Here is a 22,138-nt window from a genome sequence, read left to right as displayed (position 1 = left end):
CTGCGCGCGCCGGCTCAGCGCGCGGCCGGCCGGTGCGCGTCGACCAGCATGCTGGAAATCGACACGTGCGGCACGCGCTCCGGCCACTCGTCGTCGGGACCGAACCAGCGTGCCTCGATGATCTCGCCGGGATCGGTGCAGATGTCGCCGCCCAGGTAATCGGCCGTGAACGCGATCATCAGCGAGTGCGGGAACGGCCAGGACTGGCTGCCGAAATAGCGCAGGTTGTGCACGTGCAGGCCGACTTCCTCGAACACTTCGCGGTGCACGGCTTCCTCGATCGTTTCTCCCGCCTCCAGGAAGCCGGCCAGCGGCACGAAGCGCCGTACCGCGGACTGCGTGTGCAGCGCCAGCAGCACCTTGTCGCCGTTGCGGATCAGGACCATCATCGCCGGCGAAATACGCGGGTACGCCATGTGGCCGCAGTTCGCGCACTTGAAACAGCGTTCTCCCGCCGCCGGCATGGTCCCACTGCCGCAGGCGCCGCAGAAACGGTGGGTGCGCGCCCATTCGGCGATCTGGCTGGCGCGTGCGGCCACGCCGAGGCGCCCTTCGTCGAATTCGCCGAACAGCGAGCGCAGTCCGCGCCAGGCGTAACCGGGCGGCGCCAGGGCCTCGTCGTCGACCCAGCCGGCCTGGCAATACCGGTCATCCAGCAGGCCCACCGGCTGCAGCCGCTGCGGATCGAGCGCCATGCCGCGCAGTGCGGCCTCGTCGGGCAGGCCGAGGTCGGCCTCGCGCACGAGCAGGCGCCCGCCGTGGAAGACGAAGGACAGCGGTGCGGCATCCTGCTGCGGAGCCATCAGGGGCGTGAACGAGGCGGGGGTCTGGAGCATGGCGTATCCGGTGCGGTGGTGGACTGCCGACGATGATACCGCCTTTCGACTCACCGTTCAGGGCGCCGCTCAGCTTGCAGATCGCCGTTTCGGCAGCCGCGTCAACGATCATGCGGAGCTCGACTCTAGTCGAACCAAATGTGAGGAGATATGTCCAATCGTGATCATGGAAAGCACATGGGAATCGGGCAAGCCTCCGCAGCGCTGGGAGCGTAATGACCAGCTCGCTCGGCGAGCGCACGTGGACCTGTGCCGGCTGCGGCGCGCATCGCGACCGCGACGGGAACGCGGCGGTCAATCTGCAACGGCTCGCCACCGGCGCCCACACGGCGCAAACGGCGCTACCCGAGGCGAGCCAGGCGGTGACGCCGGGCACTGCCGCCGGCGATGGGCCGGCGGGAGGCGGGAAAGTGACGCTTGTCAGGCACGAGCACGGTCAGCAGGACGGCTCGGGGCAGGAAGAGATCGGTGAGCACTTGTGCGTACCTTCTCGATAGCAGCTCATGAACTAATCCAGCTCATCGTGCTCCAAGACTTGGAAGTGCCTACGTTCCCGGCATGCTCAAAGTGAGGAAATATGTACCGTCGACCCTTGCTGCAGCGCCTCGATCCGCCTTCGGTTGTCGTATTCCGCGCCCTGCACCTGGGCGATATGCTGTGCGCCGTGCCTGCACTGCGCGCCCTCCGCGCCGCCCTGCCCGGCGCCCACATCGCGCTGGTGGGCTTGCCCTGGGCGCAGCAATTTGCGGACCGGTTCCGCACCTGTGTAGATGAATTCATCGCCTTCCCCGGCCATCCTTTGCTGCCCGAACAACCGGTCCGGCAAGACGCGCTTGCCCGTTTCTATACGAGCCTGTGCACCCGCCAGTTCGCGCTGGCGCTGCAGCTGCACGGCAGTGGCGACGTGAGCAACGACATCGTCAGCGGCTTCGGCGCGCGTGCCATGGCAGGCTTCTATCGTGGTGGCCCCGTCGTCCGCGACCGGACCGTCCTGTTTCCCTATCAGAACATCGGGGCGGAGCCGGAACGCCTCCTGTCGCTGATGGAGCAACTCGGCGCGCCATCGACAGGGGCCCATCTTGAATTTCCGCTGTCGCGCGAAGACGAAGAAGAATGGCGCGCGAGCGGTCTCGGCGACTCACTCGTTCCCGGACAATACCTGTGCATTCATCCGGGCGCACGCAAGCGGGACAAATGCTGGCCGGCCCACCTGTTTGCCAAGGTGGGCGATCGTCTCGCGGACGAATTCGGCCTCAAGGTCGTGCTGACCGGATCGGCCGACGAGGCCGACCTGACCGCCGAGGTGGCCGCACACATGCACCATGCCCCGCTCAATGCCGCCGCACCGATCTCGATTGGCGCGATGGCCGTCCTGCTGCGCGATGCGAGGCTATTGCTCTGCAATGACACAGGCGTTTCCCACATCGCGGCAGGCCTGAAGCTCAAAAGTGTCGTCGTGTTCAGCAAGGCCGACATTGCCCGCTGGGCCCCCCTCGACCGCCATACGCACCGTTGCATCTGGGATCCCAGTGCGGAACGTACCCATGTGGTGCTGCAACACGCACGCGCACTCCTGTCCGATACGGCGCCGAGCCGTCAGCGCAGTGTCGGCATGTGGCCCTACTGGTAACGCCAACGGACATCGATCGGGGTGCGCCGCACGGACAACCGGCCGCGCCTGCACGGCAATCCGGTTGCGTCACCGATTGGGCGACTGGTGCGCCGCGTATCTTCCGGCCACCAGGGCCCCACCGCACTCGGCCGCAAGACGGCGATCTTGCGTACATCGTCCAAGGCAGGCAGGTCGAGCGCGATTTGGTGTCACCCCTCGGCCCCGGACGCCTGGTCGTCGATGTCGCCGCACGTCGGCGCGTCATGCGCCAGACAACAGGATGACATCGCGGACGATATCGCCACCTCGTCGGCATGGCGACCGGCGCGCGGCGGCTCCGCCACGGATTCCGTCGGCGGGTCGGCCAACGGCAGCATATAAGGCGCATCGATTGCCCGTGCCGTGACCGTCGTCGGCAATTCCATGTGATAGGCGCCGGACGGCAGGATGACGCAACCGCCAAAGCGCGCCATGACGCGCTGCTGGGCCAGCACGTCTTCTGCTATCGAGAAGGTGCGCACAAGTGCTCACCAATCTCTTCCTGCCCCGAGCCGTCCTGCTGACCGTGCTCGTGCCTGACAGGCGTTACTTCCCCGCCTCCCACCGGCCGATCGCCGGCGGCAGTGCCCGGCGTTACCGCCTGGCTCGCCTCGGGTAGCGCCGTTTGCACCGCATGGGCGCCGGTGGCGAGCCGTTGCAGATTGATCGGCGCGTTCATGTCGCGGTCGTGATGCGCGCCGCAGCCGGCACAGGTCCAGGTGCGCTCGCCGAGCGCGAGCTGGTCGTTACGCTCCCAGCGCTGCAGAGTCTTGACCGTGGTCCCCAGCAGCCTGGCGGCCTGCCCGATTCCCATTGTGCTTTCCATGATCACGATTGGACACGGCTACTCACATTTGGTTCGACYAGAGTCGTGCTCCTGCACCGGCCGCAGTTGGCCCAGAAAGCTCAGCCCATGCAGTGCGCTGCCGACGAGGCCGCACCGTTCTTCCCGGATGACGGCGTATAGACGGGCAACCAGGTCCGGTTCGAGGATCACGTCGTCGTCCACGAACAGGCAGTAGGCGGCACGTGCCTGGGCCAGCAGGAATGCGCGCTGTTCCGCCATGCCGCTGCGGCGGGAGCGGTGAAACGTGTCCACGCCGCGCCCGGTGGCACGCAGGTAGCGCAGGATGGCCTGCACTTCGCCGCATGCGCATGCACCCTGGCCATCCGACTGGTCGGCAACGACGACGCGCAGGGCCGGCCAGGTCTGGGCGCCGAGCGCCGTCAACGTGACCGCGAGCGCCGCGGGCCGGTTGCGGGTCGGGATCAGGACGTCGACCGTCTCGTTCATGGCGCCGCCCTCCCATGCCCCTGCGCCTGTCCATTGAGATAAGGGTTGGGCGCGGGATCCTTGTACATCCTGAACTGGCGATAGAGCTTGAAATACGCCTGTCCGGCCCGCGCTTCCGTGAGCAGCAGGTCGAGGCAGGACATCAGGTCGTGGCGCTGCGCGAGCAGGCGCTCGAGCTTGCCCGTACAGAGGCGGACATGCTCGTCGTCCGCGTCGGCGCGTTGCGTCTGCGCGCGCATGTGCTGGACCTTCAGCGCGAGGATCGAGAGGCGGTCGATCATGGCGCCCGCCGTCTCGCTCGACAGCCGCGCGCCGGGCGCGCACACGACGGCGCGCAGGACCGCCAGCAGCGCTTCGTCGATGGATTCGACGGCGTCGTTGCGCTTCTGGTCGTAGCGGTCGATCAGGCGCTTGCCGGCCGCGATCTCGGCATGGGACACGCCCAGCCGGCGCGCCCGGTCCTCCTCGCGCCACAGCAGGCCGTTGTAACGGTGGTTGGCATCGATCCATTCCCACACACCGGGCGAGGCACCGTGGGACATCACCGGCCAGTCGCGTTCGCGCAATTGGCGGTCGTGGAACCTGACGACGGACGCGGCATCGATTTCGCTTTGCATGAAGACTCCGATCCTGGGCAGATGAGCGACACTGCTTGGAGTACGCAGGCGTACTGGAGTTCTTCGGAATGCGCACGGGCTTGGCACAGCGCAAACGGATGCATGCCGGTGCGAACCGCTTGCCAGCGCCGCGGACTAAGGATCAGTACCCCCGACGGCGGCACGGACGAAAAAAGGATTTCAATCCGCGATTGCAAAAAATTATTGAAGATGAAAACGTTTTCAACCTAGAATGGCCGGGCCCCAGTGAACAGCACGTCCCAACACATCGCTGACACCTCTCATGATGCCCCTCCCATGACGACTACTTCCTCTTCCCGCCTCGACCTCGTCGACGCCCTGCGCGGCTTTGCGATCGTCTCGATCATGCTGTTGCATAACATCGAGCACTTCGATCTCTATTTCACGCCGCCGGGAGACCCGGCCTGGCTGAAGGGGCTGAACCAGGGAATCTGGGACACCATGTTCGCCCTGTTCGGCGGCAAGTCCTATGCGATCTTCGCCCTGCTGTTCGGTCTGACGTTTCACCTGCAATTCCAGGCGCGCGCCCAGCGCGGGGACGATTTCCGTCCGCGTTTCGCGTGGCGCATGCTGCTGCTGCTCGGGTTCGGGCTGGTGAATTCGGCGTTCTACCATGGCGACATCCTGTCGATGTATGCCGTGCTGGGCCTGGCCCTGATTCCCGTCGCGCGCCTGCGCACGCGGACCGTCTTCCTGCTGGCCTGCTTCCTCACCCTGCAGCCGTTCGCGTGGATCGATGCGTTCGCGGCACTGGGCAGCGCGCCCGGCAAGCTGCCCGATCCGGCATCCTGGGCCTACTTCGGCCGCGCCAACGAGTACCTGATGCACGGTTCGCTGCTGGACGTCTCGGTCGGCAACCTCACGAACGGCAAGCTGGGCGTGCTGCTGTGGAGCTGGGAAAGCGGGCGCATCCTGCAGATTCCCGCGCTGTTCATGTTCGGCATGCTGGCCGGGCGCGTCGGCCTGTTCGCCGTCAACGATGCCAACCGTATCATCTGGCGCCGCATCTTTTTCGGTGCGTTGCTGCTGCTCGGCCCACTGATCTTCCTCTGCGGCCACCTGGAAGCGTGGATCGCCGCGGACGCCCTGCGCCGGCCGGTGGACGCCATCTGCACGCCGCTGCTCAAACTGGACATCATGCTGCTGCTCGTGACGGGCTTCGCGCTGGTCTACCGCCGTGCGGCGGGCCAGCGCGTGCTGGGCACGTTCCGCTGGCTCGGGCGGATGAGCCTGACGAGCTACATGATGCAGTCGGTAGTCGGCACGACGCTGTACTACGGCTTCGGCTTCGGCCTGTACGAGAGGACGGGTACCGTGCCGGCACTCACGATCGGCATCGTACTGGCCTTACTGCAAGGCGGGTTCAGCGCCTGGTGGCTCAAGCACCACAAGCAGGGGCCGCTGGAAGCGCTGTGGCATCGCCTCACGTGGATCGGCACGACGCGCCTGCCGGCCGCGCGCCAGGCCGGCTGAGCCGGATCACCCCCCGACGCGCGTAAACAGGCCGGGGTAGTGCAGCACCAGCCCTTCGGCGTCAACCTCGAGTTCTGCGGTAAACGGGCGCGACAGGCTGTCGAACCGCACCCGGTCCGGCGCAAGCCGGGTGTAGGCCTGCGATACGGGCTGGACATCGAGCATGGGCAGGTCGACGTATGCGACGCGGATTTCCTGGCGATCGCGCAGGGCATCGCCCAGGCGGCGGATCGGCGGCGTGTTCGTGAAGGGGCTGCCGGACAGGTCGATGTCCGTGCAGCCCTGCAATGCCGGCAGCGGCGTGCCGTCGGCATCGGTCCAGTTGCCGGCGCCGTCGGCGCGCAGGCATACCCTGCCTTGCCCCGCGACATGCACGTCGAGACTGCGGACCTGCCAGCGTTCATCGCAGCGCAGCGCATAGCTGCAGGCGAACAACCTGCCGCCGGCGGGGCCGATGAGCACGCCCTCCGCCGTTACGCCGGCTCCCCCGCAGTCCAGTTCGACATGCTCCAGGCCGCCACCCTTTTCCGTCGTCCAGCGATAGCTGCGATTCACGTCGTCTCCTTCCGTTGCCCGCGCATGCTCACTGTAGCACCATGCGCGCCCCTGCTCCGCCACGGACGAGTTGCGCGCCAGCGTCGCGGTCTCCCGCCGTATCATGCCGACAACGGCCGCCGCGACTGTGGCCCAATAACGGAGGGGAACCATGTTCGGCATCGATGCGCGTACGGCCCGCGTGGTGTGGACGGCCGCGCTGGTCCTGGCAAGCCTGTATGGCGTCTACCTCGTGCGGACGTCGTTGCTCGTGATGCTCATCGCCGTGCTGTTCAGCTACCTCATCTATCCATTGTTCACGCTGGCCCAACGCTGGATCGGCGGCCGCATCCCGCGCACGCCCCTGCTGTGCCTCGTGTACCTCGTCGTCATCGCACTCGTCGCGCTTGCCGTCGGGTTGTTCGGCAACCAGGTGGCCGACCAGGCGACCGCGCTGGCGCACCAGTTGCCGACGCTGCTCGACCCCGCCACGCTGGAACGGCGCTTGCCGCTGCCAGGCCTGCTCGAACCCCTGCGTGCGCGCCTCGTCGCTTTCCTGCGCGACCTGTTGCAAGGTGGCTCGGCACAGGCGATGCCGTTCGTGCGCAACGTCGGCTTCGGGCTGATGCACCTGGCCGGCAACCTGATCTATGTCGTCGTCGTGCCGATCCTGAGTTTCCTGATGATCCTGCAGGCACCCGTGTTCGACGAGTTGCTCGTGACGATGCACCACCGCCGCAACGGCGCGTTCTGGACCGACGTGCTGCATGGCCTGAACACCGTCCTGTCGAGCTATGTGCGGGCGCTGGCCCTGCTGTCGCTGGCGACCCTGCTCGCCTACGGCCTCGTATTGTCCCTGATGGGTGTACCGTTCGCGCTGCTGCTGGCGGGCTTTGCTGCCGTGCTGGAAGTGATTCCGGTGCTGGGTCCGCTGGTCGCGGCCGCCGCGATCGTGGGCGTGGCCCTGTTCAGCGGATACGAGCACGTCGGCTGGATCATCGCCTTCATCGGCGCCTATCGCGTATTCCAGGACTATATGCTGAGCCCCTACCTGATGAGTGAAGGCGTGAACGTGCCTCCGATCCTCGTCGTGTTCGGCCTGCTGGCCGGCGAGGAACTGGCGGGCGTGTCCGGCATCTTCCTGTCCGTACCCTTCCTGGCCGCACTGAGAATGGTTGCCGTACAGGTGCGCCAGCACAAAGCCAAGATCGCGGAGACATCGTCGCCTGGTTGAGCCCTGCCCACGCAGCGTGCCCATACAGCCACTACGTTCGGTTAGTTGCAAATAAATCACGCGAAGAGTCTCGATAAACATGAAAATGGCTCACATGGTGCGATCCAACCGCAATCGTCGTGCTGAAAACGTGTTGAAAACGCCACACATAGCGTAATCGTGTCTCTGAGCACAACTGATAGCGCTATCAATGATTTTCTAGGGATTTCACTCTGGTGCCTTGGAAAAAGGCCTCGATTTTTATGCGCCATGCATAAAATAGTTTACGCAGGTCTCGCTGCGCAACACGAATAACCCTTTACAAACCCGCCGCCTTATTGAAAACTTGGCAAAAATGATAGCGCTAACGGTTGCTACGAATTCACAGAAAGAGAAACGGAATGGCACTACCAAGCGATGAAACCCTCCAGCCCGGCGACGCCAACCGCTGGGTCATCATGGGCGTCTGCGGTTGCGGTAAAAGCACCATCGGCGCCGCCGTCGCCCAGGCGTTCGGCGTTGCCTTTCTCGAAGGCGATGCCTACCACCCCGCCCCCAACGTCATCAAGATGTCGGCCGGCATCCCGCTGACCGACGACGATCGCGCCGACTGGCTGCAGACCCTGGCCCGCGAAATCGCCGCCGCACGCGAGCGTGGCATCGGCGTCGTCGTGTCGTGCTCGGCGCTCAAGCGGCGCTACCGCGACCTGCTGCGCCAGGCCGATCCCGGCCTGCGCTTCGCCCACCTTCAAGGTCCGCGCGGCACGATCGCGGCACGCATGCAGACGCGCATCGGCCACTACATGCCGATCACCCTGCTGGACAGCCAGCTGCGCGACCTGGAGCCGCTGCAGCCCGGCGAGGCCGGCATCACCCTGGACATCACGCAGCCGCCGGGAACCCTGGTGGCCGACATCATCGCATCGGCCCAACGCACGCAATAAAACAAGCAACACGTAGTCACGAGTCGTCGCATCCCTGGCCCAGCCGCCCATCATCCGAGGCGGCACGCCGACCACACGAGAACAATGGAGACACCATGCGTACACCACTACAACGGACCCTCATCAATCTTGCCGTCGCCAGCGCCTGCGGCATCCTCGGCGGCGCTGCCCACGCCCAGCAGGTCGAGCAAGCCCAACAGACCCAGGCCGACGCCCAGGCCAACACCCACGGCGCGAGCGAATCCGCCCAGACAGCTTCTTCCGCCCCGGACAGCCATGCGACGGAAGTGGCCCCCACGGTCCAGGCCTTCCCGAGCGGCGATGCATCCGCGCAAACGGCCGGCACCGCGCCCGTCGCGGCGGAAACGAACGTCGTGCGCATCTCGGGCTCGCGCATCGCGGCGCGCGGCTTCACGCAGCCGACGCCGACGACGAGCCTGTCCAGCGCCGACCTGGAAAAGGCGGCGAAGCCGAACCTGTTCAACACGCTGGCCGAACTGCCCGCGCTGCAGGGCAGCACCGGCCGCACGACGAGCACCAACAGTACGTCGAGCGGCATCCAGGGTCTTTCTTCGCTCAGCCTGCGCGGCCTCGGCACCATCCGGACACTGACCCTGCTGGACGGCCAGCGCGTCGTCGGCGCCAACGTCACGGGCGTGACGGACGTCAGCCAGTTCCCGCAACTGCTCGTCAAGCGCGTGGACGTGGTGACGGGCGGTGCGTCGGCCTCGTACGGTTCGGATGCGGTGGGTGGTGTCGTCAACTTCATCACGGACAAGAAGTTCACCGGTTTCAAAGTGAACGTCGAAGGCGGCGAGACGCGCTACCACGACGACAAGAGCGGCACCCTGCAGGCCGCCTGGGGCAAGGGCTTCATGAACGACCGCCTGCACGCCACCGTCAGCGGCGAGTTCAGCAAGGAGAACGGCATCGATTCGCCCGGCTTCGGTGAAGTGGGTCCGAACGGCCGCACGTGGTACCGCAACACGGTGTTCCAGCGTCGTCCGCTGTCGCAGACCAGTGACGGCCAGCCGGAATACAAGGTCATCGACCACGCCCAGCAATACCAGTATTCGAAATACGGCCTGATCACGAACGGCCCGCTGCAGGGCACCGCATTCGGCGACGGCGGCGTGCCGTACCAGTTCAACTATGGCTCCAACGGCGTGCCGACCGGTACCGGCCAGGTCACCAATTGCGTGAATCCGTTCTGCGTCGGTGGCGATTTGTCCGGCAGCGTGGGCGCCGGCACGAACCTGGCGATGAATTTCAAGCGGCAGGTCGCCTACACCCGGCTGTCGTGGGATATCGATCCCGACAACGAGGTCTATTTCACGGCCAATTACGCGCAAGTGAAATCGCACTTCTCGCCGAATCCGGGCGCGGCCAAGCAGGCCAACCTGACGATCCGCTGCGACAACCCGTTCCTGCCGGCGGCCATCGTGGCGGCCTGCGCGGCCAACAACATCGACCGCTTCCAGTACGGCACCGCGAACGCCATCTTCCCGGCCAACATCAACGTGCATCCGACGCGCACCCAGCGCCGCTTCGTCGTCGGCGCCGACGGCAAGTTCACGCTGTTCGGCAAGGACTGGTCGTACGACGCGTACGCCGAGCACGGCGAGAACACGACGAACATCAACGTCCACGACATCACGCTGAACACGCGCTACAACAATGCGATCGACGCCGTGCGCGATCCGGTCAGCGGCAAGATCGTCTGCCACAACGCCGTCGCGGCCGCGAACGGTTGCGTGCCGTTGAACATCATCGGCAACAACCCCATCGATCCGGCCACCTGGGCGTATATCGCGCCGGCCGCCGGCCCGATCCAGCGCACGACGCAGAGCCAGGACGTGGCCAGCGCCAACTTCAACGGCGAAATCTGGGAAGGCTGGGCCGGCCCGCTGTCGATGGCGACGGGTGCCGAATGGCGCCGCGAGAAGTACGACGTGCACGGCGACCCGTACGGCGCCGGCGTCTCGCCCGATTCGATCGGCGGCGCCGCCTACCCGGCCGACCCGACCCTCAACAGCACAGTCGGCAACAACTGGTACGCCGGTAACTATCACAACGGCGCGGGTGCGTACAACGTGCGCGAAGCTTACGTCGAATTCAACCTGCCCGTGCTGAAATCGGCCACGTGGGGCGAAGCGAACCTGAACCTCGCCGACCGCCAGACGAAGTACAGCACGGCCGGCAGCGTGAGCAGCTGGAAGATCGGCGCCACGTGGAAGACGGGCATCGACGGCCTGCGTTTCCGCGCGGTCAGCTCGAAGGACGTGCGCGCGCCCAACCTCTCCGAACTGTTCGCGGCACCGGTCGTCGTCAACAATCAGGTGCAGTACCAGGGCGGCACGGTCAGCGTGCAGCAGCGCACCGTCGGCAACACGAACCTGCGTCCCGAGATCGCGCGCAATAACTCGTTCGGCATCGTGCTGAGCCAGCCGAGCTGGGCGCCGGGCTTCTCGACGTCGGTCGACTACTACGACATCAAGGTCAACGACGTGATCTCCACCTTGTCGATCCAGCAGGAAGTCGACCTGTGCGTGGCCGGCAACCAGGAGATCTGCCAGGCGATGGTGCTCAACAGCCCGGGCAACAACTACGTCACGGTGCAGAACTTCAACCTGGCGTCGCTGCACCTGAAGGGCTTCGACATCGAATCGGCGTACCGCACGAACCTCGACAAGGTCGGCCTGCCGGGCCGCTTCACTGTCCGTGCACTGGCCACCCGCACGCTGCACTTCATCACGGATTCGGGCGTCGTCGGCACGATCCCGACGGAAGGCGCGGGCGTCAACCTGGGCAACACGCCGAAGTGGAAGCTGCTGGCCACCCAATCATGGGATGGCCTAATGAGCGACAAGCTGAGCCTCACGCTGACCGAGCGCTGGTTCGGCGACGGCAAGTACAGCAACGAGTACATCGAGTGCCAGACCAACTGCCCGGTGTCGACCCTGACCCACCCGACCATCTACGACAACAAGATGAAGGGCGCGACCTACTTCGACTTCGGCGGCAGCTACAACGTGTCGAAGCAGTTGATGGTCTACTTCAAGGTCGACAACCTGACGGACCGCGATCCGGAACCGGCACCGCAGGCCAACCCGAGCTTCGCGATCAACCCGGCCCTGTACGACGTCGTCGGCCGCACCTACCGCGCCGGCCTGCGCTACAACTTCTGAGCGGGGTCCGGCCGTGTGGAATCTGCTGTCCGTACTGCTGGCGGTCGGCCTGCTGACGCTGATGATCGCGTGGGGCAAGATCCAGCCCCTGCTCGCATTCGTCGTCGCGGCGATCGTCGCCGCATTGATGCTCGGGATGCCCGCCGCGAAGATCCCGGGTGCCATCGAGAAGGGTATCGGTGACCTGCTCGGGTCGCTGGTCGTCGTGATCTGCCTGGGCGCCGTGTTCGGCAAGCTGATCGCCGACAGCGGCGCGGCCCGGCGCATCGCGACGAGTCTCGTCGACAGGCTGGGCATGGGACGCATCCCGGTGGCGATGACCGTCACCGGCTTCGTCGTCGGCCTGCCGCTGTACTACAACGTCGGCTTCGTGCTGATGGTGCCTCTGATCTTCTCGCTCGTCTATCAATCGGGCCGGCCGGCCGTGGCGCTGGGCATGCCGCTGCTGGCCGGCCTGTCGATCGCGCACGGCTTCCTGCCGCCGCATCCTTCCGCGACGGCGCTCGTCGTCGCGGTCCATGCGGACATGGGCAAGACGCTGCTGTATGGCCTCGTCGTCGCGATACCCACGTTGATCATCGCCGGGCCGATCTTCGCCATGTCGCTGAAACACATCCGCGCCGAACCGGCACCGATGTTCCGCAATGCGCAGCAGGCCGTGCCGGACAGCGAACTGCCCGGCGCCCTCAACAGCTTCGTGACCGCGCTGCTGCCGGTCGTGCTGCTGGGCGCCCTCACGCTCGTCACGCTGGTCCGCCCGGACCTGGCGAAGCCGCTCGGGTTCTTATCCAGCCCGCTCGTCGTGATGCTGCTGTCGTACTTTGTTGCGGTCGTCACGCTGGGCATCGGCCGCGGCCTGCCGTTCGCACGCGTCACGGACAGTGCCACGGGCGCGCTGCGCGAGATTGCGCCGATCCTGATGATCATCGCCGGTGCCGGTGGCCTGAAACAGGTGCTGATCGATTCCGGCGTCAGCGCGGAACTGGGCACGCAGCTGGCCCACATGCCGGTACCGCCGCTGCTGCTCGGCTGGGCCGTGGCGACCCTGATCCGCGTCTGCCTCGGCTCCGCCACCGTGGCCGGCATCACGGCGGCCGGCGTCGTCGGGCCACTCGTGCAGAGTTCCGGCGTCGACCCGAACCTGATGGTGCTCGCGGTCGGCGCGGGGAGCCTGATGTTCAGCCATGTGAACGACTCGGGCTTCTGGATGTTCAAGGAATACTTCGGCCTCACGCTGAGGGATACGTTCCGCTCGTGGACGATGATGGAGACCATCGTCGGCGTGTTCGGACTGCTGTTCGTAATGTTGTTGTCGCTGTTCGTCGCTTAAGGATAACTATAAATGAAGACTACACTTGCAACGATTCCGGCCGCCCTGGCGCTGGCCGCCATGTTCACGCTCGCCGCCCCAGGGTATGCAACTGCGGCGACCGCGGCCTCCGTGTCCGCCTACCAGACCATGCCGGACGACCCGCGCGCCGTCGTCGTGCGCGCGAAGGGCGACGGCAGGACGGACGACAGCGTGGCCATCCAGCAGGCCATCGACGCCGCCGCCAACAAGGGCGAAGGCGGCGTCGTGTTCCTGCCTTCGGGCCGCTACCGCATCACGAAGAGCATCCTGATTCCGCTGGCCGTGCGCGTCTACGGCGTCGGCCCCACGCGCCCCGTATTCGTGCTGGCGCCGAACACGCCGGGCTTCCAGCAGGGCGTCATGAACATGGTGATCTTCACCGGCGGCGACCAGTACACGGTGGGCAAGGTGCCGATGCCCGTGCCGGGCGCGGTCGGCGCGACGCAGGACGTACGCGACGCGAACTCCGCCACGTTCTATTCCGTGCTGTCGAACGTCGACTTCGAGATCGGCGACGGCAACCCGGCCACCGCCGCCGTGCGCATGCACACGGCCCAGCACTCGAACCTGTCGCACATCGATTTCAACATCGGCAGCGGCCTCGCGGGCGTCTACCACGTCGGCAATATCGCCTACGACCTCAAATTCCACGGCGGCCGCTACGGCATCCTCGCAGAGAAAACATCGCCCGCGTGGCAATTCACGCTGCTCGATTCCACGTTCGACGGCCAGCGCGACGCGGCGATCCGCGAACACGAGGCCGGGCTCACGATGGACAACGTCGACATCCGCGACACCCCGGTCGGCATCGACATCGACCGCGGCTACGGCGACTGGCTGTACGCTAAAAACGTGCGCTTCGAGAACGTGGCGAAGGCTGCCGTCGTCATCAGCAACGAGGACAACGTCTACACCCAGATCGCCTTCGACCACGCCAGCGCACGCAACGTGCCCACGTTCGCACGCTTCCGCGACAGCGGCAAGACCCTCGCAGGCGCCGGCCGCGCGTACGAGGTCACGGCGCTGAACTACGGGATGAAGCTCGACCAGCTCGGTGCGCCGGGTCGCTTCACGACGAACTACAAGACGGCGGCGCTGAGCGGCAAGAGCACGCCGCAGCGCGTGCTGAAGGCGCTGCGGCCCACGAAGGAATGGGCCAACGTGCACACCTTCGGCGCGACGGGCGACGGCCGCGCGGACGATACGGCCGCGATCCAGAAGGCCATCGACAGCAATCGCGTCGTCTACCTGCCGCAGGGCTTCTACATGGTCAACGACACGATCCGCATGAAGCCGGACACCGTGATCGTCGGCCTGCATCCGGGCCTGACCCAGCTCGTGCTGCCGAACGGCTCGCCGCTGTTCCAGGGCGTCGATACGCCAAAGGCGCTGCTGGAAAGCGCACGCGGCGGCGCCGGCATCGTGTCCGGCATCGGCCTCGCGACCGGTGAGGTCAACAACCGCGCCGTCGCGCTGCTGTGGCGCGCGGGAGAACAGTCGCTCGTGGACGACGTGCGCATCCAGGGCGGCCACGGCACCCGCCTGTACGACGGCACGCGCGCCGATCCGTACAAGAAGACGGAGAAATGGGACACCACCGCATGGTGGGACCGCCAGTACCCGAGCGTATGGATCACGGACGGCGGCGGCGGCACGTTCACCGGCATCTGGTCGCCGAGCGGGTATGCGCAGGCCGGCTTCTACGTGACGAACACGAAGACGCCGGGCCACGTCTACGAACTCTCGGCCGAGCACCACATCCGCAACGAGATCGTGCTGGACGGCGTCGAGAACTGGTCGTTCTACGCGCCGCAGACGGAGGAAGAAGTCCGCGACGGCATGGATTCGGTCTCGCTCGACATCCGCAATTCGAGGAACATCCTGTTCGCGAACTACCACGGCTACCGCGTCACGCGTTCCATCAAGCCGGCGCCGACGGCTGTCCGGATCGCGAATTCCAGCGACATCGCTTTTCGCAACGTGCACGTGAACGGCGAGAGCGGTTTCGCCACCTGCGACGAGAACGGTTGCACGACGTACGCGCGTGCGTCGAAATACCCGTACGAGAACGCCATCGTCGACGTCACGCACAACATCCAGGTGCGCGAGCGCGAGTTCGCGATCCTCGACTACACGGGCAAGCAGACCAGCGCCCCGGCCCCGCTGGGCAAGGTCGAGAAGCTGGCCGACGGCTTTTATTCCGTCGCCGGCGCCGCCGTCGACGCGAAGGGCAAGCTGTACTTCATCGACCGCCACTTCAAGCGCATCCACGCGTGGACCCATGACCGCGGCCTGGAGATCGTGCGCGACGCGCCGCTCGACCCGATCAACCTCGCCATCGACCGCAGCGGCAACGTGATGGTGCTGTCGCACTACGGCCAGAGCGCCGGCGTCTACGCGTTCAAACCCGATACGCCGCCGACGCCGGAAGGCATCACCATGATCAAGCCGACGCAGGTGGCCAGCCGGGCCGATGCGCGCGTGGCCATTCCCGTCAACTTCTGGCAGAACGGCGAATTCCAGGACCAGATCGATCCGAAGACGTATCGGTTCACCACGCTGTCCGAGATGTTCGCGCGCGACGTGGCGAAGCCCAAGGCGCAGGAATACGTGTCGCCTGACGGCAGTCTCGTACTGCCCGCGTTCCGCGTGACGCGCCAGGGCCCGACCGACCACATGGGCTACCGCTGGTCCGACACGCTGGACACGCACGGCTTCGCGAGCGCCCGCGTGGGCGAGCGCGTGGTCTTCACGAACGGCTCGGAGAACCGCACGTTCAGTGGTCTCGTCGGCCAGGGCGGCGCCATCACGGACCTGAAGCAGGTGGCCGACCGCGGCGGAGAGAGCGCGGTGGCTGGCCCGGACGGCAATGTCTACGTCGCCAACGGCCAGATCTTCGTGTACGGCCCGGACGGCAAGGAACGCGGCCGCATCGACGTGCCCGAGCGTCCGCTGCAACTGGCTTTCGGCGGTCCGGACAAGCGTACACTGTTCATCCTTACTCACCACAGCCTGTATGGGAGCCATGTCGACTGAACGCCTGATCGTCTCCGCACTGCTGGCGCTGGCCTGCGCCAGCCCCGTTCGCGCCGAACAAGCCGCGCCGCCGGTGTTGCAACTGTGGCCCGGCGGCGCGCCGGGTTCGGAAAAGCACCGCAACGAGCCGGAAAGGCTCGTGGACGGTGCTTATCCCACCAACGTGCACAATCCATCGCTGACGGTGCTGCGCGCCGACCCGCGTCATGCGAACGGCGCCGCGGTCGTCATCGCGCCAGGTGGCGGCCACTACCTGCTCGTGGTCGAGAACGAGGGCATGGTGCCGGCCAGGATGTTGAACCGCATCGGCGTGACGGCATTCGTGCTGAAATACCGGCTCGCGCACGGCCCGGATTCCGCCGGCTACACCGTCGCGGGCGATGGCGCGGCCGACCTGCGCCGTGCCGTGCGCTGGGTGCGCGCGCATGCCGCCGAATACGGCGTCGATCCAGAGCGCGTGGGCGTGATGGGCTTTTCGGCCGGCGGCGAACTCGTGTCGCTCGTCGCGGACAATCCGGAGCCGCCCCGGCGCGGCAAGACGGATGCGCTGGACCGCCTGAGCGCGCGCCCGGACTTCCAGGTGCTCGTGTACCCGGGGGACGGCGGTACGCCCGCGCAGGCCGCGAGCGCCGCCCCGCCGGCCTTCCTCGTCGCCGGCTCGCGCGACAAGTGCTGCGCGGCGCCGACGCTCGCGCTGTACCAGCAACTGGCGGCGGCCGGCGTATCGGCCGAACTGCACATGTATGCGGACTCGGACCACGCGTTCAACATGGGCCAGCGCGGCGAGCGCGTCTCGCTGCAGCACTGGCCGGACCGCCTTGCCGACTGGCTCGCCGACGGCGGCTGGCTCGTGCCGCGCAACGGCAGGAAGCCGGAAGGAGTGCCCGCACCATGAAGCGTATCGTGTCGACGCTGGCGCTGACCTTGCTGGCTGCGCAGGCGGCATGGGCGGCCGACAGCCAGTACAAGCTGCTCGTGCTGGCCATCCCCAACAAGTACCACTACGAATACATCCCGGTCGCGCGCGACAGCCTGGAAAAGCTGGCCAGGCTGCACGCGTTCACGGTCACGTACACGAACAGGCTGGAAGCCTTCGACGGCGATTTGAAGCAGTATGCCGCCGTCGTCTTCCTCAACACGCCGGGCGAGGAACTGAACCCGGCGCAGCGTGCGAACTTCGAGGCCTACATGCGCGCGGGCGGCAATGCCGTCGTCGTGCACCGTGCCGCCATCACGCCGCCGAACGGGTGGGTGTGGTACGAAAAGCTCGTCGGTCGCTCGTTCAAGACCCACCCGATGTTGCAGACGGCCGCAGTGGACATCGTCGACAAGGGTTTTCCGGCGACGTATGGGCTACCGGCCCGCTGGATCTGGAGCGACGAGTGGTACGAGACGACGAACCCGTACAAGGTCGCGATCCACCCGGTGCTGAACGTGGACGAATCCAGCTACGACCCGACCAGGATCTGGCCCGGCCAGGTCGCGACGGGCATGGGTCGCGAGCACCCGGTGGCGTGGTATCACCAGGTCGAGAAGGGCCGCGTGTTCGTCACGCTGATGGGCCACGACGTCGAGATGTACCGCGACCCGCAGTACCTGTCGCACCTGATGGGCGGGATCTGGTGGGCGGCGACGGGCAAGGGCCAGCAGCGCTAGGCCGCAGCGTAGAACTTCAGCCAGCTCTCCAGCCGGCTGCGCCAGAACGTCGCATCATGGCCACCGGCCGCCACGTGCAGTTCGCTGGCGGCACCGTGCGCCGTGAGCACGACCTGCATCACCTCGTCCTGCCGGCGCTCAGCGTCCCCTGCGCCGGCGTCGTGTTCACGCCGAAGCCATTGTCGTAGTCGGGGGCGACGATGACGAGCGGCGCGATGGTGCCGGCGGCGATCAGCCGGTCGGCCGTGCGATTGATGGCCAGGCCGGCATCGAAGTATGCGGCGCCGTTGCCGCCGAATCCATGAAACAGGTAGAGAACGGGAAGGTGTGCGTCACCGGGCGGCCGATAGACCTGCACGTTCATCGTGCGTCCGAGCGCGCGGCTGGCGACCGTGAGCGTCTCGATGGTACCCGCGGGCCCGCCTGGCGCCACCGGGGCCGGCGGCGCCGGCACGGCGGCTGCGGTGACCGGTGCGGACGAACCACCGCCACCGCAACCGGCCAGGCAGGCCGCGGTGGCAAGCAGAAAACGCCGGCGTGCATTCCGTTCCATCCTTGGCCTCCTTCCTGAGCGGTCGGCTCATTCTAGCCACGGATGGGGCGGGATTTCTTCAGGCAGTCTTCAATAGCTGATGCCGGCACGGCCTGGAAAGGTGGCAAATCAGCAGGACACCGCGGGACCATAGTAAAACAGTTTGATCGCTCTCAAGGTCCCGGCAGGCCTTGGCGTGCCGGCAGGCCATCCACCCGGCGGGCTCGTAAGATGTATTTATAACAGACAAAACATCATGATTGGCCGGCTGCGTCGGTCGATGCCCAAGTCATCGCAGTCTTCACGGAGATCCCATGCGCAACCATCCTCTTCCCCACCTCTCCCGCCGCCTGCTGGCGACCCTGTTCCTGGCATCCGCTTCCACTGCGGCCTGGGCCAGTTGCTGCGACGGCGACGACCCCGGCCACATGACAAGCCGCGGTTCGACCGTTTGCATGTGCGTCGGCGCCGGCGCCACCACGTCCGCTGCGCGGCTCGGCGCGTATTACGACACCAGCGCCGGAAGGCTGAGCGGCGAGTCCGACGACGATGCCGACCTCACCGCGTCGACGATCCAGACGCCGGCCCGCGACATCCCCAAACGCGGCAACAAGCCGTAACGTCCCACCCTTTCAGCGCTGCGGTTCGAAAAACAGCACCTCGCCCGTGGCGGTCGTCGCGATCAGCTGGCCGTCGTACCACGCCGGCGAGCCGATGAAGGCGCCCAGGCGCTTCACGTGTTCGAGGCCCGTGTACAGCGCGTGCGGACCGCCCTTGAACATGCGCGCGTCGTCKAATTTACCCGTGGCCACATCGACGACGCGCGCCTCGTTGGCGGCCAGGCCCGGGCCGCGCCACGACCAGCGCGCGCGCCCCGTCGCCGCATCGAGCGCGTGCAATTCTCCCTTCATCGACGCGGCCACGACGATGTCCGCCACGCGCAGCGGGGAGGCAAACGTCCACACCTTGGTCTCGAAGCGGTAGCGTTCCTGGCCGCTGCGTTTGTCCAGCGCCAGCAACAGGCCCGTGTCGGACGTACCGATCCAGACGTTGTCCCCGTCCAGCGCCGGCGTGCCGACGATCCAGCTGCCTTTCGCATCGTAGCGCCACTTCGGCTGACCCGTGGCCGCGTCGAGCGCATAGAAAAAACCGTCGCGCGAGCCGACGTAGACCGTGTCGCCGTCCACACCCGGCGACGCCTGGATCCCCAGGTTGACGCTGATCTTCTGCTCGACGCCCGTCTGGTGGCGCCAGCGCTGTTCGCCCGTTTCCGCGTCCAGCGCGTACACGGCGCCATCCCAGCTGCCGACGACGATGTTGCCGCCTGCGAGCGCAGGCGAGGAATGCACCATGCCACCCGTGCGCCACGCCCAGACCAGCCTGCCGTCCTTCGCGTCAATGGCATACACGTGGCCGTCGCTGCTGCCCACATAGACCTTGCCGCCCACGACCAAGGGGGAGGACAGATAGAAATCCCACGGGTCTGGCACCGGCTGGCCGTCGCGCGGCAGGCCGAACATGCCGTGCGCGGCAAACTGGGCCTCGCCCAGGGTGCGGAATGTCCACTGGGGCGTGCCGTCGTCCGCCTTCAGGGCGGTCACGCTGCCGGCGCGGTCGAGGAAGAACACGGTGCCGTCGGCCACGGCCGGCGTGGAGGCGATGCCGCCGCGCGCGTGGTATAGCCACAGCAGGCCGCTGGTCTTCGCATCGAGCGCGTACAGGTTGCCGTTCTCCGCGCCCACGAACACCCGGCCAGCCGCCGCCACGGGCGAGGCATGGATCGGCGCGTGCACATCGAACCGGCCCGCCAGCCGGAAACCCTTGATGGCGCCATCGACGCCGGCGACGTGGCCCGTGTGCGCAGGGCCGCCCATCAGCATGGGCCAGTCGGCTGCAAGGGATGCTGTGCTCAGGAAGGCGAGCAAGAAGGCATATAAGCGGATGCGTGGCATGGTCGGTCCTGTCGTTGGGATGCGGGTATTCTAGGTGTGCGCGGCGCCCGGATTCTTCAGGCAGCCTTCAGGCCCGTATAGGCGCGGCGGCGGCCCGTCGCTATACTTGTGCGCCATGCGACTCCTACTCGTGGAAGACGACCTGGCGCTGGGCCGCGCGCTGCAGTCGGTGCTGCACAACGACGGCCACGACGTCACCTGGGTGCGCCTGGGCGGCGACTGCGCGCGCCTGCTGGAAGAACGCTGCCACGACGCCCTGCTGCTGGACCTGGGCCTGCCCGACTGCGACGGCGTGGCGCTGCTGCGCCGCCTGCGCGCGGCCGGCCACGTGCTGCCCGCCGTCCTGATCACGGCGCGCGACAGCCTGGAAGACCGCCTCGCGGGCTTCGACGGCGGCGCCGACGACTACCTGATCAAGCCCTTCGACATCCCCGAGCTGCTGGCCCGGCTGCGCGCCRTCGTGCGCCGCGCGGGCGGTACGCAGGCGGACACGCTGTGGCACGTCGGTGAACTGGCCGTCGATGCGCGCAGCATGAACGCCACCTGCCGCGGCGCCCCGGTGAACCTGTCGAAGACGGAATTCGCGCTGCTGCATGCGCTCGTGCGCAACCCGGACCGCATCGTCACTCGCATGGAACTCGAACAGGGCGTGCTGCCCTACAGCGAGGGCCAGACGCTGGACGTGCACATCTCCAACCTGCGCAAGAAGATCGGCGACGGCTATATCCGCACCGTGCGCGGGGTCGGCTACATGATCCGCGGCACCTGAATGCCGCCGACATCGCTGCTGCGCCGCCTGCTGGTCGGCTTCATACTCGTCATGCTCGGCATCTGGCTGGCCGCGCTGACCCACAYCGTGTGGCAGGTGAAGGTCGACCAGGCGCGCCAGACGGCCATCGTCAACCGCGCCTGGACGCGCCAGATCATGCTCAACATGCAGTCGCTGCCGTCCGACCCGGCGGCGCTGGCGCGCATCGGCCGGGGCATCGAAGCCCTGCGCCTGGACATGTTCCGCGAGGCCGGCTTCGAAACGCATGCGCGCACCCGCGTCTGGCTGGGACGGCGACTCGCCTACGACTCGGCACCGGACACGCCACTGGACGACGGGTGGGTACGCTGGGTCGAACGCGACGCCGCGCGCGGCATCACCGTGGAGCGGCGCGAGAAGCCCAACGTCGACTGGCTGTTCACGCTGTCGGCCGCGAACTACCTGTTCTCGCCGCTGGTCTACAGCCTCCCCTTCGTGCTGCTGCCGGCCTGGCTGATCGTACGCGTGGGGTTGCGTCCGCTGCGCGCGATGGCGCAGTCGCTGGAAGCGCGCGGCGCAGCCGACCTGGCGCCGCTGCCCGCCTCGCCCTACCGCGAGCTGGCGCCCGTGGTCGACGCCGTGAACAGCCTGATGCGGCGCCTGTCCGAACGGCTGGCGCGCGAGCATGAATTCCTGGCCGACGCCGCGCACGAACTCAAGACGCCGCTGTCCGTCGTGCAGATCAATGCCCACCTGCTGGAATCCGCGACCGATGCGGCGCAACGGATCGACGCCGGCGCCGGCTTGCGCGAAGGCGTGGCGCGCGCTACGCATACGGTGCACCAGCTGCTCGCCTTCGAACGGGCGCGCCAGGAACCGGCCGACGCCCCGCCGCAGGACCTGGCCGCCCTGCTGCGCGAACGCCTCGCGCTGGCTGCGCCGCTGGCCCTGCGCCGTGGCGTGGAGGTGGAACTGCACGCCGACCATTCTGCGCTCCTGCCGTTGCACCGTGAGAGCATGGCCGCGCTGCTGGACAACGTGATCGGCAACGCCGTCAAGTACTCGCCCGACGGCGCACGCGTGGCCGTGCGC

The 22,138-nt window shown here is 66.9% G+C and carries 22 protein-coding genes; 13 read left to right on the top strand and 9 right to left on the bottom strand.

The features are described 5' to 3' along the window. Positions 1–14: 14 nt before the first annotated feature. A complete protein-coding gene (nudC, locus tag AC1DYX_RS05385; protein WP_477257052.1) occupies positions 15–836 on the bottom strand; it encodes an NAD(+) diphosphatase in 822 nt (273 codons plus the stop codon). Between the two features lie 215 nt (positions 837–1,051). Here nudC and AC1DYX_RS05380 point away from each other — a divergent pair, with 215 nt between their 5' ends. Then, complete coding sequence (locus tag AC1DYX_RS05380; RefSeq protein WP_477257050.1) at positions 1,052–1,333, top strand: hypothetical protein; 282 nt, start codon at positions 1,052–1,054, stop codon at positions 1,331–1,333. An 80-nt stretch (positions 1,334–1,413) separates the two neighbouring features. Then, positions 1,414–2,466: a glycosyltransferase family 9 protein gene (locus AC1DYX_RS05375; RefSeq protein WP_477257048.1), complete on the top strand. Its 1,053-nt coding sequence runs from the start codon at positions 1,414–1,416 to the stop codon at positions 2,464–2,466. A gap of 191 nt (positions 2,467–2,657) precedes the next feature. On the opposite strand, the gene AC1DYX_RS05370 is transcribed toward AC1DYX_RS05375, so the two are convergent. The 4 genes from AC1DYX_RS05370 to AC1DYX_RS05355 are packed head-to-tail and all read right to left on the bottom strand — an operon-like array spanning position 2,658 to position 4,398. Then, a complete protein-coding gene (locus tag AC1DYX_RS05370) occupies positions 2,658–2,942 on the bottom strand; it encodes a hypothetical protein (RefSeq protein WP_477257046.1) in 285 nt (94 codons plus the stop codon). Between the two features lie 8 nt (positions 2,943–2,950). Then, a complete protein-coding gene (locus AC1DYX_RS05365; RefSeq protein ID WP_477257044.1) occupies positions 2,951–3,301 on the bottom strand; it encodes a MerR family transcriptional regulator in 351 nt (116 codons plus the stop codon). A gap of 30 nt (positions 3,302–3,331) precedes the next feature. After that, positions 3,332–3,781 carry a glycosyltransferase family 2 protein gene (locus AC1DYX_RS05360; protein WP_477257042.1) on the bottom strand — a complete coding sequence of 150 codons (450 nt, stop codon included), beginning with the start codon at positions 3,779–3,781 and terminating at the stop codon, positions 3,332–3,334. After that, a complete protein-coding gene (locus AC1DYX_RS05355; RefSeq protein WP_477257040.1) occupies positions 3,778–4,398 on the bottom strand; it encodes a DUF4254 domain-containing protein in 621 nt (206 codons plus the stop codon). Before AC1DYX_RS05355 ends, AC1DYX_RS05360 begins: the two co-directional genes overlap by 4 nt. Positions 4,399–4,695: 297 nt before the next feature. On the opposite strand from AC1DYX_RS05355, the gene AC1DYX_RS05350 reads away from it, so the two are divergent. Continuing rightward, a complete protein-coding gene (locus tag AC1DYX_RS05350) occupies positions 4,696–5,892 on the top strand; it encodes a DUF418 domain-containing protein (RefSeq protein ID WP_477257038.1) in 1,197 nt (398 codons plus the stop codon). 6 nt (positions 5,893–5,898) lie between these two features. Here the strand turns inward: AC1DYX_RS05350 and AC1DYX_RS05345 are convergent, their stop codons facing one another. Continuing rightward, a complete protein-coding gene (locus tag AC1DYX_RS05345; RefSeq protein WP_477257036.1) occupies positions 5,899–6,447 on the bottom strand; it encodes a putative glycolipid-binding domain-containing protein in 549 nt (182 codons plus the stop codon). Positions 6,448–6,598: 151 nt separating this feature from the next. On the opposite strand from AC1DYX_RS05345, the gene AC1DYX_RS05340 reads away from it, so the two are divergent. The 7 genes from AC1DYX_RS05340 to AC1DYX_RS05310 all read left to right on the top strand — a co-directional run bounded on the left by AC1DYX_RS05340 (position 6,599) and on the right by AC1DYX_RS05310 (position 17,814). Further along, entirely contained in the window at positions 6,599–7,660 is a 1,062-nt protein-coding gene (locus AC1DYX_RS05340) for an AI-2E family transporter (protein ID WP_477257034.1), read from the top strand. A gap of 380 nt (positions 7,661–8,040) precedes the next feature. Next, positions 8,041–8,583 carry a gluconokinase gene (locus AC1DYX_RS05335; RefSeq protein WP_477257032.1) on the top strand — a complete coding sequence of 181 codons (543 nt, stop codon included), beginning with the start codon at positions 8,041–8,043 and terminating at the stop codon, positions 8,581–8,583. A gap of 95 nt (positions 8,584–8,678) precedes the next feature. Next, positions 8,679–11,771: a TonB-dependent receptor domain-containing protein gene (locus AC1DYX_RS05330; protein WP_477257030.1), complete on the top strand. Its 3,093-nt coding sequence runs from the start codon at positions 8,679–8,681 to the stop codon at positions 11,769–11,771. A gap of 13 nt (positions 11,772–11,784) precedes the next feature. Then, positions 11,785–13,101, top strand: a complete 1,317-nt coding sequence (locus AC1DYX_RS05325; RefSeq protein WP_477257028.1) for a GntT/GntP/DsdX family permease — start codon at positions 11,785–11,787, stop codon at positions 13,099–13,101. A 12-nt stretch (positions 13,102–13,113) separates the two neighbouring features. Next, the gene (locus tag AC1DYX_RS05320) at positions 13,114–16,158 is read left to right on the top strand and encodes a glycosyl hydrolase family 28-related protein (protein WP_477257026.1); all 3,045 of its coding nucleotides are present in this window, start codon (positions 13,114–13,116) and stop codon (positions 16,156–16,158) included. Beyond that, complete coding sequence (locus tag AC1DYX_RS05315; RefSeq protein WP_477257024.1) at positions 16,148–17,053, top strand: alpha/beta hydrolase; 906 nt, start codon at positions 16,148–16,150, stop codon at positions 17,051–17,053. Before AC1DYX_RS05320 ends, AC1DYX_RS05315 begins: the two co-directional genes overlap by 11 nt. Beyond that, a complete protein-coding gene (locus tag AC1DYX_RS05310) occupies positions 17,050–17,814 on the top strand; it encodes a ThuA domain-containing protein (RefSeq protein WP_477257022.1) in 765 nt (254 codons plus the stop codon). The genes AC1DYX_RS05315 and AC1DYX_RS05310 overlap by 4 nt, the downstream gene beginning before the upstream one ends. Here the strand turns inward: AC1DYX_RS05310 and AC1DYX_RS05305 are convergent. Beyond that, on the bottom strand, positions 17,811–17,933 hold the full coding sequence (locus tag AC1DYX_RS05305; RefSeq protein WP_477257020.1) for a hypothetical protein: 123 nt from the start codon (positions 17,931–17,933) through the stop codon (positions 17,811–17,813). The genes AC1DYX_RS05310 and AC1DYX_RS05305 overlap by 4 nt on opposite strands. Then, complete coding sequence (locus AC1DYX_RS05300) at positions 17,933–18,367, bottom strand: alpha/beta hydrolase-fold protein (protein WP_477257018.1); 435 nt, start codon at positions 18,365–18,367, stop codon at positions 17,933–17,935. Before AC1DYX_RS05300 ends, AC1DYX_RS05305 begins: the two co-directional genes overlap by 1 nt. 293 nt (positions 18,368–18,660) lie before the next feature. On the opposite strand from AC1DYX_RS05300, the gene AC1DYX_RS05295 reads away from it, so the two are divergent. Further along, positions 18,661–18,966 carry a hypothetical protein gene (locus AC1DYX_RS05295; RefSeq protein ID WP_477257016.1) on the top strand — a complete coding sequence of 102 codons (306 nt, stop codon included), beginning with the start codon at positions 18,661–18,663 and terminating at the stop codon, positions 18,964–18,966. Positions 18,967–18,978: 12 nt separating this feature from the next. On the opposite strand, the gene AC1DYX_RS05290 is transcribed toward AC1DYX_RS05295, so the two are convergent. After that, positions 18,979–20,298 carry an outer membrane protein assembly factor BamB family protein gene (locus tag AC1DYX_RS05290; protein WP_477257014.1) on the bottom strand — a complete coding sequence of 440 codons (1,320 nt, stop codon included), beginning with the start codon at positions 20,296–20,298 and terminating at the stop codon, positions 18,979–18,981. A gap of 115 nt (positions 20,299–20,413) precedes the next feature. Here AC1DYX_RS05290 and AC1DYX_RS05285 point away from each other — a divergent pair, with 115 nt between their 5' ends. Together AC1DYX_RS05285 and AC1DYX_RS05280 are read left to right on the top strand one after the other, a co-directional pair. Further along, on the top strand, positions 20,414–21,067 hold the full coding sequence (locus AC1DYX_RS05285; RefSeq protein ID WP_477257012.1) for a response regulator transcription factor: 654 nt from the start codon (positions 20,414–20,416) through the stop codon (positions 21,065–21,067). Next, a partial coding sequence (locus AC1DYX_RS05280) for a histidine kinase dimerization/phospho-acceptor domain-containing protein (RefSeq protein ID WP_477257010.1) occupies positions 21,068–22,138 on the top strand: 1,071 nt, incomplete at its 3' end. It abuts the gene before it with no gap.

This window comes from Massilia sp. P2_C2 (genome assembly GCF_056404615.1).
Note: the sequence above shows the minus strand (reverse complement) of the source record. Positions and strands in the feature narration are given on the sequence as shown.

Bases quoted from the DNA above. Each gene is read 5' to 3' on its own strand.
- AC1DYX_RS05320 (WP_477257026.1), top strand. From the start codon at position 13,114: ATGAAGACTACACTTGCAACGATTCCGGCCGCCCTGGCGCTGGCCGCC.
- AC1DYX_RS05355 (WP_477257040.1), bottom strand. From the start codon at position 4,398: ATGCAAAGCGAAATCGATGCCGCGTCCGTCGTCAGGTTCCACGACCGC.
- AC1DYX_RS05335 (WP_477257032.1), top strand. From the start codon at position 8,041: ATGGCACTACCAAGCGATGAAACCCTCCAGCCCGGCGACGCCAACCGC.
- nudC (WP_477257052.1), bottom strand. From the start codon at position 836: ATGCTCCAGACCCCCGCCTCGTTCACGCCCCTGATGGCTCCGCAGCAG.
- AC1DYX_RS05340 (WP_477257034.1), top strand. From the start codon at position 6,599: ATGTTCGGCATCGATGCGCGTACGGCCCGCGTGGTGTGGACGGCCGCG.
- AC1DYX_RS05315 (WP_477257024.1), top strand. From the start codon at position 16,148: ATGTCGACTGAACGCCTGATCGTCTCCGCACTGCTGGCGCTGGCCTGC.
- AC1DYX_RS05310 (WP_477257022.1), top strand. From the start codon at position 17,050: ATGAAGCGTATCGTGTCGACGCTGGCGCTGACCTTGCTGGCTGCGCAG.
- AC1DYX_RS05305 (WP_477257020.1), bottom strand. From the start codon at position 17,933: ATGCAGGTCGTGCTCACGGCGCACGGTGCCGCCAGCGAACTGCACGTG.
- AC1DYX_RS05300 (WP_477257018.1), bottom strand. From the start codon at position 18,367: ATGGAACGGAATGCACGCCGGCGTTTTCTGCTTGCCACCGCGGCCTGC.
- AC1DYX_RS05365 (WP_477257044.1), bottom strand. From the start codon at position 3,301: ATGGGAATCGGGCAGGCCGCCAGGCTGCTGGGGACCACGGTCAAGACT.
- AC1DYX_RS05350 (WP_477257038.1), top strand. From the start codon at position 4,696: ATGACGACTACTTCCTCTTCCCGCCTCGACCTCGTCGACGCCCTGCGC.
- AC1DYX_RS05295 (WP_477257016.1), top strand. From the start codon at position 18,661: ATGCGCAACCATCCTCTTCCCCACCTCTCCCGCCGCCTGCTGGCGACC.
- AC1DYX_RS05375 (WP_477257048.1), top strand. From the start codon at position 1,414: ATGTACCGTCGACCCTTGCTGCAGCGCCTCGATCCGCCTTCGGTTGTC.
- AC1DYX_RS05330 (WP_477257030.1), top strand. From the start codon at position 8,679: ATGCGTACACCACTACAACGGACCCTCATCAATCTTGCCGTCGCCAGC.
- AC1DYX_RS05380 (WP_477257050.1), top strand. From the start codon at position 1,052: ATGACCAGCTCGCTCGGCGAGCGCACGTGGACCTGTGCCGGCTGCGGC.